At 61.6% G+C, this 14,980-nt stretch carries 12 protein-coding genes; 7 read left to right on the top strand and 5 right to left on the bottom strand.

The window, feature by feature from the left end; genetic code table 11:
• Positions 1-36: 36 nt before the first annotated feature.
• On the bottom strand, positions 37-927 hold the full coding sequence (locus tag HU725_RS22155) for a LysR family transcriptional regulator (RefSeq protein WP_186476184.1): 891 nt from the start codon (positions 925-927) through the stop codon (positions 37-39).
• A gap of 136 nt (positions 928-1,063) precedes the next feature.
• Between HU725_RS22155 and amaB the strand changes: the two genes are divergently transcribed.
• Complete coding sequence (gene amaB, locus HU725_RS22150) at positions 1,064-2,554, top strand: L-piperidine-6-carboxylate dehydrogenase (protein ID WP_186476185.1); 1,491 nt, start codon at positions 1,064-1,066, stop codon at positions 2,552-2,554.
• 151 nt (positions 2,555-2,705) lie between these two features.
• Positions 2,706-3,992 carry an L-pipecolate oxidase gene (gene amaA / locus HU725_RS22145; RefSeq protein ID WP_186476186.1) on the top strand — a complete coding sequence of 429 codons (1,287 nt, stop codon included), beginning with the start codon at positions 2,706-2,708 and terminating at the stop codon, positions 3,990-3,992.
• 47 nt (positions 3,993-4,039) lie between these two features.
• Here amaA and HU725_RS22140 read toward each other — a convergent pair whose 3' ends face one another.
• The 3 genes from HU725_RS22140 to HU725_RS22130 all read right to left on the bottom strand — a co-directional run bounded on the left by HU725_RS22140 (position 4,040) and on the right by HU725_RS22130 (position 7,405).
• Positions 4,040-5,467, bottom strand: a complete 1,428-nt coding sequence (locus HU725_RS22140) for a mechanosensitive ion channel family protein (protein ID WP_186476187.1) — start codon at positions 5,465-5,467, stop codon at positions 4,040-4,042.
• 155 nt (positions 5,468-5,622) lie between these two features.
• The gene (locus tag HU725_RS22135) at positions 5,623-6,000 is read right to left on the bottom strand and encodes a hypothetical protein (protein WP_186476188.1); all 378 of its coding nucleotides are present in this window, start codon (positions 5,998-6,000) and stop codon (positions 5,623-5,625) included.
• Entirely contained in the window at positions 5,993-7,405 is a 1,413-nt protein-coding gene (locus HU725_RS22130) for a PAAR domain-containing protein (protein ID WP_186476189.1), read from the bottom strand. The genes HU725_RS22135 and HU725_RS22130 overlap by 8 nt, the downstream gene beginning before the upstream one ends.
• 301 nt (positions 7,406-7,706) lie before the next feature.
• On the opposite strand from HU725_RS22130, the gene ycaC reads away from it, so the two are divergent.
• The 4 genes from ycaC (at position 7,707) to HU725_RS22110 (ending at position 11,820) form a co-directional block, all read left to right on the top strand.
• A complete protein-coding gene (ycaC, locus tag HU725_RS22125) occupies positions 7,707-8,336 on the top strand; it encodes an isochorismate family cysteine hydrolase YcaC (protein ID WP_060477200.1) in 630 nt (209 codons plus the stop codon).
• Between the two features lie 116 nt (positions 8,337-8,452).
• Complete coding sequence (locus tag HU725_RS22120; protein ID WP_060477199.1) at positions 8,453-9,019, top strand: antibiotic biosynthesis monooxygenase; 567 nt, start codon at positions 8,453-8,455, stop codon at positions 9,017-9,019.
• Positions 9,020-9,056: 37 nt separating this feature from the next.
• The gene (locus HU725_RS22115) at positions 9,057-9,875 is read left to right on the top strand and encodes an alpha/beta fold hydrolase (RefSeq protein WP_186476190.1); all 819 of its coding nucleotides are present in this window, start codon (positions 9,057-9,059) and stop codon (positions 9,873-9,875) included.
• Positions 9,876-9,978: 103 nt separating this feature from the next.
• Complete coding sequence (locus HU725_RS22110; protein WP_186476191.1) at positions 9,979-11,820, top strand: amidohydrolase; 1,842 nt, start codon at positions 9,979-9,981, stop codon at positions 11,818-11,820.
• A 52-nt stretch (positions 11,821-11,872) separates the two neighbouring features.
• Here the strand turns inward: HU725_RS22110 and HU725_RS22105 are convergent, their stop codons facing one another.
• On the bottom strand, positions 11,873-12,784 hold the full coding sequence (locus HU725_RS22105) for a LysR substrate-binding domain-containing protein (protein ID WP_186476192.1): 912 nt from the start codon (positions 12,782-12,784) through the stop codon (positions 11,873-11,875).
• 215 nt (positions 12,785-12,999) lie between these two features.
• On the opposite strand from HU725_RS22105, the gene HU725_RS22100 reads away from it, so the two are divergent.
• On the top strand, positions 13,000-14,940 hold the full coding sequence (locus HU725_RS22100) for a cytochrome c/FTR1 family iron permease (RefSeq protein ID WP_186476193.1): 1,941 nt from the start codon (positions 13,000-13,002) through the stop codon (positions 14,938-14,940).
• Positions 14,941-14,980 lie beyond the last annotated feature (40 nt).

Raw genomic sequence — 14,980 nt, 5'->3', positions numbered from 1 at the left:
AAAAAGTGTGTCAGTCATTCCATTTTTGATCGACCTTCAGTTCTTCAGCTGCTCGCCCACCCATTCCACCAGCGCCCTGACTTTGGGCACTTCGGCCGCATGCTCGGCATAGCCCAGGTAATGCTTGCCGGCACTTGGCATCGCATGGTTCCAGGCAACCACCAGGCTGCCTTCGGCCAACTCTTTGGCCACCAGGTAGCGAGGCACCAGCGCTACGCCACACCCAGCCTGCGCTGCACTGAGCGCCATGTAGAAGGTATCGAAGCGCGGGCCGTGGTAGGCGCTGACACTGTGCAAGCCCAACTCCAGAAACCATTCATGCCAGGCCTGTGGGCGCGAAGTGCTTTGCAGAAGCACCCTATCCGCCAGTTCACCGGCATCCTCCAGCGTACGCCCCGCCAGCAGCTCCGGCGCGCACACGGGCACTACCTCCTCACCGAACAACTCGACGCAGGTTGCGCCCGGCCAGGTGCCCTGGCCATAGAAGAACACCACATCCGCCGAACCCTGCAGCAGGGCGAACGGCTCCATTTCGTTGCGAATGTCGAGGTGGATATTGCCGTGGCGTTTGCCGAAACCCTTGAGGTGCGGGATTAGCCAGCGCACGCCGAAACTCGGTTGAGTGGCTACCTTGAGTATCTCGGTTTGCTCGCCGTAGGTGAGCACGTAGCGGCTGGACATATCGACCTGGGTGAGAATCTTGTTCACCTCTGCCAAATACAGGCTGCCGGCAGGGGTGAGTTGCAGGCGCCTGCGGATGCGCAGGAACAGGTGGTGGCGCAGCATCTCTTCAAGCTGTGCGACCTGCTTGCTGACCGCGCTCTGGGTCAGGTGCAGCTCCTCGGCTGCGCGGGTGAAACTCAGGTGACGGGCCGCAGCTTCGAAGCACTGCAGGGCGGTCATGGAGGGCACCAGGCGTTTGGACATAGGGGGCTTTCCAGCTTTAATCATTACCTGGGGGAATGATATGCGGAATAAAGGTCGTTTGTTGCATGGGTGTGATCGGATTAATACTGATCCACATCATTTTTCCACCCCATCACCCGATGTAGGAGAAGCACAAATGGTTGCTGGATTGCTCGAGCGCCTGGGCGTTGCCGCCGAGGCTTACACCCAGGGCGATTACCCTGTTCACACGCCGATCGACGGCAGCCAGATCGCCTCGGTGAAACTGCTCGGCAAGGCCGAGACTACCGCCCGCATCGATCAGGCCCAGCAAGCCTTCGAAGCCTGGCGCAGCGTGCCGGCCCCGCGCCGTGGCGAACTGGTGCGCCTGTTCGGTGAAGTGCTGCGTGAGCATAAGGCCGACCTTGGCGAGTTGGTGTCGATCGAGGCCGGCAAGATCACCCAGGAAGGCCTGGGTGAGGTGCAGGAAATGATCGACATTTGTGATTTCGCCGTTGGCCTGTCGCGTCAGCTGTATGGTCTGACCATCGCCTCCGAGCGCCCTGGCCACCACATGCGTGAAACCTGGCACCCGCTGGGTGTTGTCGGTGTGATCAGCGCGTTCAACTTCCCAGTGGCCGTGTGGGCTTGGAACACCGCGTTGGCGTTGGTGGCTGGCAACTCGGTGGTATGGAAACCGTCCGAGAAGACGCCGCTGACCGCCTTGGCTTGCCAGGCACTGTTCGAAAAAGCCCTGAAGGCCTTCGGTGACGCCCCGGCAGGCTTGGCGCAACTGGTCATTGGCGGTCGCGAAGCTGGCGAAGCGATGGTCGACGACCCACGCGTACCGCTGGTCAGCGCCACCGGTAGCACCCGCATGGGCCGTGAAGTCGGGCCGCGCGTGGCGGCACGTTTTGGCCGCAGTATCCTCGAGCTGGGCGGCAACAACGCCATGATCCTCGCCCCAAGCGCCGACCTGGACCTGGCCGTGCGCGGCATCCTGTTCTCCGCCGTAGGCACCGCTGGCCAGCGCTGCACCACCCTGCGCCGTCTGATCGTGCATCGCTCGATCAAGGACGAAGTGGTAGCCCGTGTCAAAGCAGCCTATGGCAAGGTGCGTATCGGTGACCCACGCAAGGACAACCTGGTCGGCCCGCTGATCGACAAGCAGTCCTTCGACGCCATGCAAGGTGCATTGGCCAAGGCCCGCGACGAAGGCGGTCAGGTATTCGGTGGCGAGCGTCAGTTGGCCGAGCAATACCCCAATGCCTACTACGTGTCGCCTGCCATTGCCGAGATGCCGGCCCAGAGCGACGTAGTGCGCCATGAAACCTTTGCGCCGATCCTCTACGTGCTGGCATATGACGACTTCGAAGAGGCTCTGCGCCTGAATAACGAAGTGCCACAGGGCCTGTCCTCGTGCATTTTCACCACCGACATTCGCGAGGCCGAGCGCTTCCAGAGCGCTTCGGGCAGCGACTGTGGCATCGCCAACGTCAACATTGGTACCAGCGGCGCAGAGATTGGCGGGGCGTTCGGTGGCGAGAAGGAAACGGGCGGCGGTCGTGAGTCGGGTTCCGATGCCTGGAAAGGCTACATGCGTCGCCAGACCAACACTGTGAACTACTCGCGTGAGCTGCCGCTGGCGCAGGGTATCGTGTTCGACTGATGGGCTCAGGCGGGGGCGTTGCCCCCGTTTCGTGGGTAAACCCGCTTCTATGGGCATCGTGCATGCGATGCAGATCCCTAATAGCAGCGGGTTTACCCGCGAATGGGCTGCAAAGCAGCCCCAAACAAGAACAAATCGCTGGAGCCGGGCCATGTCCGAACTGCGTCAACAATGCTTGTGGGAACACGTCAGCCAACCGAGCGTCGCCAGCCAGGCGCTGGCCGGTGAACACAAGGCCGATGTCTGCGTGATCGGCGGTGGCATCACCGGCCTGTCAGCGGCTGTGCACTTGCTCGAACAGGGCAAGTCGGTGATTGTGCTGGAGGCCTGGAAGATCGGCCACGGCGGCTCCGGGCGCAACGTGGGGCTGGTCAACGCCGGCACTTGGATCCGCCCTGATGATGTCGAAGCCACCTTGGGTCACAAGCAGGGTAGCCGCCTGAACAAGGTGCTCGGCGAAGCCCCCGCGCAAGTGTTCGACATGATCGAACGCCTCGGCATCGACTGCCAGGCCCAGCATAAAGGCACGCTGCACATGGCGCACAACGCCACCGGTATCGCCGACCTCGAGGCCCGCCATGAGCAATGGCGCCGCCGCGGTGCCGACGTGCAGTTGCTGACCGGCAGCCAGTGCCAGGAATACTGCGGCACCGACAAAATCTCTGCAGCGCTGCTGGACCGCCGCGCCGGCACCATCAACCCTATGGGCTACACCCAGGGCCTGGCCGCCGCCGTGGCGCGCCTGGGCGGCAGGTTGTTCCAGCAATCCTCGGTCGAAGGCCTTGAGCGCGAAGGCGATGCCTGGCGGGTGAAGACCGCGCGGGGTTCGGTTCGCGCCGACAAGGTGGTGATCTCCACGGGCGCCTACACCGAAGGCGACTGGAGCAACCTGCAAAAGCAGTTCTTCCGTGGTTACTACTACCAGGTGGCGTCCAAGCCGCTGCAGGGCGCCGCCGCCGACAAGGTGTTGCCGCACGGCCAGGGTTCGTGGGACACCCGTACCGTGCTCAGCAGCATCCGCCGTGACGATCAGGGCCGCCTGTTGCTGGGCAGCCTTGGCCGGGTCGACAACAAGCCGGCCTGGTTCGTGCGCAGCTGGGCCGACCGTATCCAAAGCCACTACTACCCGCAATTGGGCAAGGTCGAGTGGGAAATGCACTGGACCGGCTGCATCGACTTCACCCCAGACCATTTGATGCGGCTGTTCGAGCCGGCGCCGGGGTTGGTGGCTGTGACCGGGTATAACGGCCGTGGCAACACCACCGGGACAGTGATTGGCCGGGCGTTGGCCGAGTTTCTGCTCAAGGGTGAGGCCGACAGTCTGCCGATTCCGTTCTCGCCGATGGTCGGCGTCAGTGCGCCTTCGTTGCGCACTGCGTTCTACGAGTCCGGCTTCTCGCTGTATCACGCTGGGCAATGCTTGAGGGTTGTGCTGTAAGTCATGGCCTCTTCGTGACGAGTCACCGCGAAGAGGCCGCTACAGGACTATTTATGCAGCCAACTGAGGAAGCCGCCTTTCTTGACCAAAGCCGGCTTCTGCAGCAGTAACGACTCTCGGCTCTGCTGGCGGAACCGCTGCAACTTGCTCAACGCCGTCTGAACATCGCCGCGCTGCTGCAAACAGCTTTTCACCTGCTGCTTGTCGATCCGGTACAACACGCAACTGGTCAGCGTGCGGAACTCGGCCATCGAGTCGTCCTCGTCGATGATCCCCTCGATCCCCAGCACCTCACCTGGCCCCATTCGCCCTGCTTCCAGCAGCTTGTCGCCATCGCGCACAGACGCTGACACAACACCGCTGCCAATCACCAGCAGATGATCTGACTGCTCACCGACCTCCAGAATCACCTGGTCTGCCAGGTATTCCACGGCCGTCATGCGCTGGCTCAACGCATCGCGCTCTTCACTGCTGAGCGAACGGAAAACCCGCACCTCGTCCAGCACCTCGCGCTGGCGGCTGCGTGGCGGTGTAGCCAAGTCGACGTTCCACATCACCCCGCTGGCTTCCAGGTGACGATGCGCCAGGTCGAACAGCTGGTTGCGCGCGTCGTTCTTGCCAGCCATGTCCGCAATGAAACCGCTGGCTTCATACTCCACCGAGTCCAAGGTCGAGGTTTTCACCGTGACCTTGGGTTTGGGTGAGGCAAGAATCGCACTGGTGCCTTGCAAAGCCTTCTCCAACGCATCGAAAACCCGTTTGGGCCGTACCTTGGCTGGTACTACCACGCTGATCGACACCCCATTCACATCGGCCGGGCGACTGTGGTTGAGCAACCTTGCCTTGGCCGCCACCGAGTTTGGCACCACCGCCAGGCTGCCACTGCCGGTCAGCAGGCGCGTGGCGCGCCAGTCGATATCCAACACCTTGCCCTCGGTGCCGTCGATGGAGATCGAATCGCCAATCTGATAGGGCCGCGTGGTGTTCAGCACGATGCCACTGAAAACGTCGGCCAGTGTGCTCTGCAGCGCCAGGCCGATGACAATGGCCATCACCCCCGAAGTGGCCAGCAGGCCTTTGACCGGCAGTTGCAGCACATAGCCGGCGGCGGCCACCACGGCCGCCAGAAAGATCAACGCCCCCAGTACATCCTGCAGCAAGCGGCCACCATGGCTGCTGCGCGCGCCCAGCAGTAAGCCGAACACCACCGTCACCGTGCGCGCGCCGAACAGCCACCAGCCAATGGCCAATACCGTGGCGATCAGGTTGCGCGAGACATCGTCGGGCCACGGCGGCGGTTGCAGCGGGCTCATCCCGGCAGCCACCAGCACCGCGCTGAACAGCAGGAAGATCACCAGCCGCGTGCCGATGCGCCAGGCCCGGCGCTGGATAGGGATCAGCTGCCAGAGCACAAGGTCTAGCAGGATCAGGGCGGTGCCGAGCAACAACGGGGACGACTGGATGAACGCCAGCATGGAAGTCTCGGGGGTGAGGGGAGGGCTGTGCGTAGTAATAGAGCAGGTTGAGGTAGCAGGCAATGGGGCGCTCTCGATTCGAAATAGCAGGCCGTTGACTGGCCTCGACAACGGCTTGCTTGGTTCTCCGTATTTTTCACTCCCGCTTTTTACAGTTATAGGATGAAGCCGTTTACGATCAGCCAAGTGAAGCCAGCTATATTAAACCAAGCGGCGATGACCAACCTTGTTCTCAGACCTTTGGGGAATTCTAGATAGTCCTGAGCATCCAGTGATCCTCGGCGAATTCTGGCGTTAGGGAACATAAGCTCGCTTGATATCACGGAGATGATGAGGGTTTTGGATCTTAAGCCTTGCTGCCCATACAAAAATTTCGCAAAGGGTAGGCAGTCACTCCTTTGAAGTGCTGAAGTCATTACTTTGAAATCCCGGCTGCAGGCAATATAGAGATCTAATGAAAGCCCGATCAAGCTGAGACAGAATGGAGCGGCCAGTAAAAAAAGCTTAACTTTGACGTCGAGTTGATCAGTCATCGTGAAGCGTCTCGAAGATCAGGTCCGAAAATTCCTCGCCGTACTTCATCCCTTTAGTGCTTCCGAGGTAAGCTCCCGCCCCGGTTATGGCTATTCCGCATATGAACACGGCTTTAGGATGTCCGATTCTCCAGCAAACTTTTGCAGCAGCTTTAGCTCCCGCCTTGCCTCCAGCCCAGCCCCCGGCCAAGCCACCGGAGAAATTCCCTGCCTCAGTAACTTTGACTTTTTCGCAGGCCCTGGCATCGCCCGCTCGGCACACGTCGGAAATTTTCACTACCGAGCCAACACCACCAATGCCAATGCCTATACGCCCCCCTGCCTTCAAATACTTGGAAATGCTTGCCAGTTTATCCAGGTGTTTTGAGTATCCGGGGATCTGGCCAGGTGTCCCTGCTTTGCTCCAGTGATGAACCAGGCTTTTTGATGAGATGCCCAAATCCCGACGCAACCTTTCATAATTGCCAAGGTCAAGGCGCTTGTTCAGCACGGTTGCTTTGAGGGCCGTATCTAATTGTTTGAGCAGCTTCATGCGTTCGGCGAAAAACCCACGACTCCGCAGGTGTCCGTGCTTGGCAAATTGCTGCTGATGCAACTCTTCAATCTTTCGCAAGATAAGGGTTATGTCGCCCAGCGACTTTGCCATCATCGCTTCACTCACTCCGACTGAGAGGCTAATTTCGCTGAGCCACCCTGCAATTTCCGCCTGATGCCGCACCATGAATTCCGCCTCTTCCGGCGTCAGGCTCGCCAACGCCTCCCGCGCCTGTTTCGCCGCGCTCATCGCATGCAACTCTTCCTGGGTACAGACCGGTCGACTCAGGCCGTCGCCGATCACGAAGATCTCTCCCGCCTTGAACCCCTGCTGATAGGTCGGATTCAGGCGCTCCAGAAGCGAGCGCGGCAGGTTGGCCTGTGGCGCGCCGAGCTCAAGCAGGAGCTCCTGGTACGTCATGCAACGCGGGATGATATAGAAGCCAGGCTCCATGCCTTGCGATACCGGCGATGGCTGGAGTGTCTGGGGCGAGTAGGTCTCCCTCACGGACGTATTGGCGCGGGCTTGTGCAGGCGCCTCAAAGGCGGCTGTCGGCGCAGGCGTTTGGCGGGGAGCGGGGCGTTGGTGCAGCGGGGCAATGACACGATTGTCGCCCAGCGGACACCCGCACTTCACCAGGGCGCCATCCAAAGCTGTGGGGATGTTGTCCTGCCTCCAGCGTGGCTCGCCTTCGATGATGGTACCCGCTTCACCGCAGCGCGGGCAGGCGGTGGTCTGGTCGCCTGTGAGCAGCCAGTCACTGCCGTGGACGCGGCCCCTGGCCTTACCGGCAATACAGACGGCGCCGGTGGTGGTTTGGTCGCCGTCCAGGCCTTGACCCCGGCCGAAAATGTTCATGCGTTGGCTCATGGCTCACCTCTGTTTTGAAGATGGAAGCCTGGAACCTAGCAGCCAGGAGGCCGTTATTTTCGGGGTAGGGGCAGTTTCGGAAATGTCCTACAGCATTCGAGGGATTGGATGTCGCGAGCTGTTGCTATGTGTGCCGACGTTCTCGCGAGGCAGGCAAAACTAACGCCAATCCATCGTTCCTTAAATGGAACGCTAAAGCCAAAAAACATGGTCTATCGGCCAAAAGGTGTTGGTTTTAATCTTCTCCCATCAACGCGAAACACCCAACTTACCGACAAGCAAATCCTTAGGAGCTACCACCATGACCAACTTCAAATACAACCGCCTGAACAAAGACGACGCTGCCGTACTGCTGGTCGACCACCAGGCTGGTCTGCTGTCGCTGGTCCGCGACATCGAGCCAGATGCGTTCAAGAACAACGTGCTGGCCCTGGCAGACCTCGCCAAGTTCTTCAACCTGCCGACCATTCTCACCACCAGCTTCGAGCAAGGCCCCAATGGCCCGCTGGTACCGGAACTGAAAGCACTGTTCCCGGATGCCCCGTACATCGCCCGCCCTGGCCAGATCAACGCCTGGGACAACGAAGATTTCGTCAAGGCAGTGAAGGCCACCGGCAAGAAGCAGCTGATCATCGCTGGCGTGGTGACTGAAGTGTGCGTGGCTTTCCCGGCGCTGTCGGCCTTGGAGGAAGAGTTCGATGTGTTCGTGGTCACCGATGCCTCGGGCACCTTCAACGCCATGACCCGTGATGCTGCCCACGACCGCATGAGCCAGGCCGGTGCGCAACTGATGACCTGGTTCGGCGTGGCCTGCGAGCTGCACCGCGACTGGCGCAACGATGTCGAGGGGCTGGCAGCGCTGTGCTCCAACCACATCCCGGACTACCGCAACCTGATGACCAGCTACAACGCCTTCAACGCCGGCAAGTAAGCCGACCGCCAGCGGGCACCGCCATACGGTGCCCGACAGCGGCCACCCACTCAGCAGATCTACCGCCCGTGCGCCGTAGCCCAGTGGATGCGGGCAAGTCATCCCGAGGAACGCCGATGAACACCGCATTCCAAGACAATCGCAACGTGGTGACCCTGGTCATCCAGCACAAGGCGCGCGCCGAATCACTGAGTGAATACGAGGCGTGGCTCAAGCGCACCGTCAGCGCCGCTCGCCGCCAGCCCGGGCATCTGGACGTCAATGTCATCCGACCCGATGCAGGCGGCCTACACTTCACCACCGTAGTGCGCTTTGCCGATGCAAGCCAGCTGCAGGCTTGGGTCAACTCGCAAGAGCGTCAGGCGCTGGTCGATGAGGTACTGCCGTTGCTCGATGGGGGCGATCACACCCAGGTTCATGAAGACCCGGAGTTCTGGTTCACCCCGCCGAGCGTCAATTCGGCCCAACCGCCGCGCTGGAAGCAGGCGCTGCTGACCTACCTGGTGATCTGCCCGATGACCCTGGTGGTGCCGCAGTTGCTGGCGCCGTTGTTCGCCCGCTTCCCGCTGTTGGGCGGCCCGGTTCTCGGCAATTTGATCGGTAACTTGTTCGTCATCCTGCCCGTGGTGTTCTACATCATGCCGTGGGCCACCCGTCGCTGTGCCAACTGGCTGCGCGGCTAAGCCGCCTTAGCCCTCAAACCTGCAAGGAGATATCGACATGACCACTCTCGTTACCCGCGATGGCACTTCCCTCTATTACAAGGACTGGGGCACTGGCAAGCCGGTGCTGTTCAGCCACGGTTGGCCACTGGACGCTGACATGTGGGATTCGCAGATGGAGTTCCTGGCCAGCCGGGGCTACCGCACCATCGCGTTCGACCGCCGTGGCTTTGGCCGTTCCAGCCAGCCTTGGACCGGTTATGACTACGACACTTTCGCCGACGACATCGCCGAGCTGATCGAACACCTCGACCTGCGCGATGTAACCCTGGTGGGCTTTTCCATGGGCGGTGGGGATGTAAGCCGCTACATCGCCCGCCACGGTAGCGAGCGGGTGGCCGGGTTGGTGCTGCTCGGTGCGGTGACTCCTGTGTTCGGTAAGCGCGATGACAATCCCGAGGGCGTCGACCCCTCGGTATTTGCAGGCATTCGCGAGGGTTTGCTGGCCGACCGTGCCCAGTTCATCGCTGATTTCGCTACGCCGTTCTATGGCATCAACCATGGCCAGCAGGTTTCCCAAGGGGTACAGACCCAGACCTTGAACATTGCCCTGATGGCCTCGATCAAGGGCACGCTGGATTGCGTGACAGCCTTCTCGGAAACCGACTTCCGTCCAGATATGGCCAAGATCGATGTGCCAACCCTGGTGATCCACGGCGATGACGACCAGATCGTGCCGTTCGAAACCACCGGCAAGCAGGCCGCACAGATGATCCCAGGAGCGCAGCTGAAAGTGTATGCCGGGGCGCCGCACGGGTTCGCGGTTACCCATGCCCAGCAACTGAATCAAGACTTGCTGGCATTCCTCAGCCGCTGAGGGCACCGGGCCGCATTGCGGCCCATTTACCGGTTCGGCCAGCAGCGCACCTGAGCTGGGCTAGCCTGCTACAACCCACTGCACATCTACCCGAGGAGGCTCCATGACCGCCGACCTGATTCTGTTCAACGGCAAACTGCACACCGTTGACCGCGAAAACCCCACTGCTACCGCCGTCGCCATCAAGGAAGGCCGCTTCATCGCCGTGGGTAGCGACGCTGAGGCCATGGCCCACAAGGGTAGTGGCACACAGATCATCGACCTCAAGCAGCGTAGGGTGATACCGGGGCTTAACGACTCGCACCTGCACCTGATACGTGGCGGACTGAACTACAACCTGGAGCTGCGCTGGGAAGGCGTGCCGTCGGTGGCCGATGCCCTGCGCATGCTCAAGGACCAGGCAGCGCGCACGCCGACTCCGCAGTGGGTGCGGGTGGTCGGTGGCTGGAACGAATTCCAGTTCGCCGAAAAACGCATGCCGACCCTCGAAGAGATCAACCAGGCAGCGCCCGACACCCCGGTGTTCCTGCTGCACCTCTATGACCGTGCACTGCTCAACCGCGCCGCGCTCAAGGCGGTTGGCTACGACAAAAGCACCCCCAACCCGCCGGGTGGTGAAATCCAGCGTGACAAGTTCGGCAACCCCACTGGCATGCTGATCGCGCGCCCCAACGCGATGATCCTCTACGCCACCCTGGCCAAAGGGCCGAAGCTGCCCCTGGAGTACCAGGTCAACTCCACCCGCCAGTTCATGCGCGAACTGAACCGCCTGGGCCTTACCAGCGCCATCGACGCCGGCGGCGGCTACCAGAACTTCCCCGACGACTACTCGGTGATTCAGGAGCTGGCCGACAAAGACCAGCTGACCGTGCGCATTGCCTATAACCTGTTCACTCAAAAGCCCAAGGAAGAATTGGACGACTTCAGGAAGTGGACTTCTAGCGTCAAGTTGCACAGCGGCACCGATTTCCTGCGTCACAATGGCGCTGGCGAGATGCTGGTGTTCTCCGCCGCCGACTTCGAGGACTTCCTCGAACCACGCCCGGACCTGCCGCAAACCATGGAAGAAGAACTGGAGCCGGTGGTGCGCCACCTGGTTGAGCAGCGTTGGCCGTTCCGCCTGCACGCGACCTATAACGAATCGATCACGCGCATGCTCGACGTGTTCGAGAAGGTCAACCGCGACATCCCGTTCAATGGCCTGCCGTGGTTCTTCGACCATGCCGAAACCATCACCCCGCAGAACATCGAGCGCGTGCGGGCACTGGGCGGCGGTATTGCCATTCAGGACCGCATGGCCTTCCAGGGCGAGTACTTCGTCGACCGCTACGGTGCCAAGGCCGCCGAGCAGACCCCACCCATCCAGCGCATGCTCGACATGGGCGTGCCGGTCGGTGCAGGTACTGATGCGACCCGTGTGTCCAGCTACAACCCTTGGACTTCGTTGTACTGGCTGGTCAGCGGCAAGACAGTCGGCGGCATGGAGCTTTACCCGCAAGGCCTGAGCCGCGACACCGCTTTGCAGCTGTTTACCCAGGGCAGTGCCTGGTTCTCCAGCGAGCAGGGCAAGAAAGGCCAGATCAAGGTTGGCCAGCTTGCGGACCTCGCGGCATTGTCGCTGGACTTCTTCAGTGTCGAAGAAGAGGCGATCAAGGGTATCGAGTCGGTGCTGACCATCGTCGACGGCAAGGTGGTGTACGCCGCTGCCGAGTTCGACAAGCTCGGCCCGGCCCAGGTGCCAGTGCTGCCGGAATGGTCCCCGGTGACCAAGGTGCCAGGGCATTGGCGGGTAGGCACACCTTCGCTGGCAGCGGTGGCGCACCAGTGTGTCGGGCCTTGTGGGGTACATGCCCACAGCCATGAAAAGGCGCGGCATTCGAGCGTACCGATCAACGACTTCCAAGGCTTCTGGGGCGCGTTGGGTTGCTCCTGTTTCGCCTTCTGAACCAGTGGTAGTGGGGGCCTTCACCGGCCCCCTTTGCGTTCTGCCAGCCTTTTCAAGCCATGTCGCTGAGGGCGAATTCTTCGGCCAGGTGATCGATCAGTGCCCGCACCGAAGGCAGCAAGCCCCGCCGCGATGGGAAGATCGCATGGACGATGCCGCAGCGCGGGTGCCAGCCTGGCAACAGCTCCACCAGGCGGCCCGCCGCCAGGTCCTCGCGCACGGCCACCGTTGGCAAGTGGGCGATGCCCACACCGGCCAGCACGAAGTGACGCAAGGCGAACAGGTCGTCGGTGACCATGCGCGGGGTGTGCGCGATGACAATGCTGCGGCTATTGGCCTCGCCCTGGAACAATTCCCACTGGTACTCCCGCTGCGCCCCGCCCCAGTGAACGCTAGGCAGCGTGCCCAGTTGCTGCGGCACGAAGCCTTCGGGCAGTTCAGCCAGCAAGCGCGGGTGCCCGACCAGGCACTGGGTGCTATTGCTTAGCACTTTCATCACCATGTCGGTGTTTTCAAGCGGCGGAAAGCGCACCCGCAGCGCAATGTCGAAGCCCTCGTGCAGCAGGTCTACGCGCCGGTTGGTGCTCTCGATGAACAGCTCCACCTGCGGGTACTTGAGCATGTAGCGGGTCAGCATCGGCCCGACCCAGGCATTGAGCAGGGTGGTTGGGCAACTGATGCGCACCAGCCCGCGCGGCTCGCTGCGGTTGCGTTCGATGATCTCGGCAGCGCCTTCGGCCTCCACGCGCATGGCCAGGCAGCGGTTGTAGTAGGCCTGGCCGATCTCGGTCAATGAACAATGGCGGCTGGTGCGGTGCAGCAGCCGCACGCCCAGGCGCTCCTCAAGGTCAGCGATGCGCCGGCTGAGCTTGGACTTTGGCATGTCCAGCGCCCGCCCGGCCGGTGCAAAACCACCGTGCTCGACGACTTGGGTGAAGTAGTAGAGCGAGTTGAGGTCTTCCAATGAGCGTTCTCCAATTGGAACGTTGTAGGCAATTTGGTCAGTCTAACGCCGTCAAGGGGGTGATTTAAGTAGCCTTGCTTTATTCGCGTGATGGCGAGGACAGACCAGCTTCAACCCGTTCACGCTTTTGTCGCCTTTCAGTTCATCTGATTTGTCGCAAGATTTTTCATGAAATACGATCTCGGCCCTTGAGAGAAGCAAAGTGGAAGTGAACAATGTTCTCTTTCGCATTCCCTCCGAGACTGGCCATGAAAACCCGTTCCCGTCTGCTCGCCTGGCTGCCGGCCGTATTGCTTGGCCCGGTGCTGGCGTTATGCAGCGCCCAGGCGCAGGCCCAAGCCCCCGCCGAAGCCGCCAAGGCCCTGCATCTGCTGGATTACATCGGTGCCGACTACCCCCCAACCGTTGCCAACGGCAAGGTGGTCGATGATGGCGAATACCGTGAGCAGCAGGAATTCAGCAGTGTGCTGGCGGACTTGATCGAAGGCCTGCCGGACAACCCTGAGCACGCCGGTTTGCAGCAAGGCGTACAAGAGTTGCGCCAAGCCATCGATCAGCGCCAGGACGGCCCGGCGGTGGCCAAGCAGGCACGCCTGTTGGGCGCGCGCCTGGCGGTGGCCTACGAGGTCAGCCAGGCTCCCGTCATCACCCCGGACGCTGCCCGAGGCGCTGCGCTGTATGCGCAGAACTGCGCCATCTGCCATGGCACCAGCGGCGCCGGTGATGGCCCTGCTGGGGTAGGCCTGGAGCCCCCGCCAGCGAATCTGCGTAACACTGAACGCATGGATCAACTGAGCCTTTTCGACCTTTACAACACGTTGGCGTTGGGGATCGACGGTACCGAAATGCCATCGTTCGCTGACCAGCTCGACGAACGCCAGCGGTGGGACGTGGCGGCCTACATCGCCAGCTTCAGCGCCAAGCCAGAAGCGGCCAAGGGCGCTAAGACCTGGAACATCGCCGACCTGGCCCGCCAGACCCCTGCCGAAATCGCCGCCGCTGAGGGCGCTGCTGCCCTGGAAGCGTTCCGCGCCCAGCGCGCTCAGCCGCCCCAGGTCAAACGCGGCCCGGCGCAGTTGCTTGAATATACCGCCAGTACCCTGGACAAGAGCCTGGCGGCGTACCGTGCGGGCGACCATGACCAGGCTTACGACCTCTCGGTAGCGGCTTACCTTGAAGGCTTCGAACTGGTCGAGAGCTCGTTGGACAACATCGACACCGACGCGCGTAAAAGTACCGAAAGAGCCCTGATGGCCTACCGCCAGTCGCTGCAGGATGGGTTGCCCGTGGCCCAGGCCGAGCAGCGTCTGGCTGCAGCCAAGGCCAAGCTCGACCAAGCCGCCAAGCTGCTGGGTAGCGATGGCCTGAGCTGGTCCCTGAGCTTCGTCTCCGGCCTGCTGATCCTGCTGCGTGAAGGCCTTGAGGCCATTTTGGTGCTGGCTGCAATTCTGGCCTTCCTGCGCAATACCGGCCAGCACTCGGCCATGCGCAGCGTTAACATCGGCTGGGCCTTGGCTTTGGTTGCAGGCTTCGCCACCTGGGCTGTGGCTGCCTATGTGATCGACGTTGGTGGCGCTCAGCGCGAACTGCTGGAAGGTAGCACCGCTTTGTTCGCCAGCGTGATGGTGCTGTGGCTGGGCGTGTGGATGCACGACCGTCGGCATGCCGCTGCCTGGCAGGATTACATCAAGAGCAGCCTGGTCAGTGGAGGGGGGCGCTTTGGCTTCGCCGTGCTGGCGTTCTTCTCTGTGTACCGTGAGCTGTTCGAGGTAATTCTGTTCTACGAAACCCTGTGGCTGCAGGCTGGCCCTGCTGGGCATCAAGCGGTGCTGGCGGGCGGCGCCACGGCGATGGTGCTGCTGGTAGGCCTTGCCTGGGTTATTTTGCGCGGCTCGGCGAAGCTGCCATTGTCGTTGTTCTTCAGCATCAACGCAGGGCTGCTGTGTGCCTTGTCGGTGGTTTTCGCCGGGCATGGCGTGAAAGCGCTGCAAGAGGCGGGCGTGCTGGGCACGCGGCCGATGGCGTTCTTCGAGTTCGACTGGCTGGGTATTCACCCTGACGTGTATTCACTCAGTGCTCAGGCAGTGGCATTGCTGGCCATTGTGGTGTTGTATGGCCGCAGTCGCCTGGCCGAAAAGCGCCGGGCTGTGGTTTGAAGGTTGAGACTGCTGGCATCTTCGCGGTTAACGCCGCTTC

Origin of the sequence: Pseudomonas promysalinigenes, assembly GCF_014269025.2 — a bacterium.
Taxonomy (GTDB): domain Bacteria; phylum Pseudomonadota; class Gammaproteobacteria; order Pseudomonadales; family Pseudomonadaceae; genus Aquipseudomonas; species Aquipseudomonas promysalinigenes.
This window is presented reverse-complemented; position numbering and strand designations above follow the sequence as displayed.

What these genes read in the sequence shown, in the direction of transcription:
- HU725_RS22155 (WP_186476184.1), bottom strand. Translation starts at nt 927, where the DNA reads ATGTCCAAACGCCTGGTGCCCTCCATGACCGCCCTGCAGTGCTTCGAA.
- amaB (WP_186476185.1), top strand. Translation starts at nt 1,064, where the DNA reads ATGGTTGCTGGATTGCTCGAGCGCCTGGGCGTTGCCGCCGAGGCTTAC.
- amaA (WP_186476186.1), top strand. Translation starts at nt 2,706, where the DNA reads ATGTCCGAACTGCGTCAACAATGCTTGTGGGAACACGTCAGCCAACCG.
- HU725_RS22140 (WP_186476187.1), bottom strand. Translation starts at nt 5,467, where the DNA reads ATGCTGGCGTTCATCCAGTCGTCCCCGTTGTTGCTCGGCACCGCCCTG.
- HU725_RS22135 (WP_186476188.1), bottom strand. Translation starts at nt 6,000, where the DNA reads ATGACTGATCAACTCGACGTCAAAGTTAAGCTTTTTTTACTGGCCGCT.
- HU725_RS22130 (WP_186476189.1), bottom strand. Translation starts at nt 7,405, where the DNA reads ATGAGCCAACGCATGAACATTTTCGGCCGGGGTCAAGGCCTGGACGGC.
- ycaC (WP_060477200.1), top strand. Translation starts at nt 7,707, where the DNA reads ATGACCAACTTCAAATACAACCGCCTGAACAAAGACGACGCTGCCGTA.
- HU725_RS22120 (WP_060477199.1), top strand. Translation starts at nt 8,453, where the DNA reads ATGAACACCGCATTCCAAGACAATCGCAACGTGGTGACCCTGGTCATC.
- HU725_RS22115 (WP_186476190.1), top strand. Translation starts at nt 9,057, where the DNA reads ATGACCACTCTCGTTACCCGCGATGGCACTTCCCTCTATTACAAGGAC.
- HU725_RS22110 (WP_186476191.1), top strand. Translation starts at nt 9,979, where the DNA reads ATGACCGCCGACCTGATTCTGTTCAACGGCAAACTGCACACCGTTGAC.
- HU725_RS22100 (WP_186476193.1), top strand. Translation starts at nt 13,000, where the DNA reads ATGTTCTCTTTCGCATTCCCTCCGAGACTGGCCATGAAAACCCGTTCC.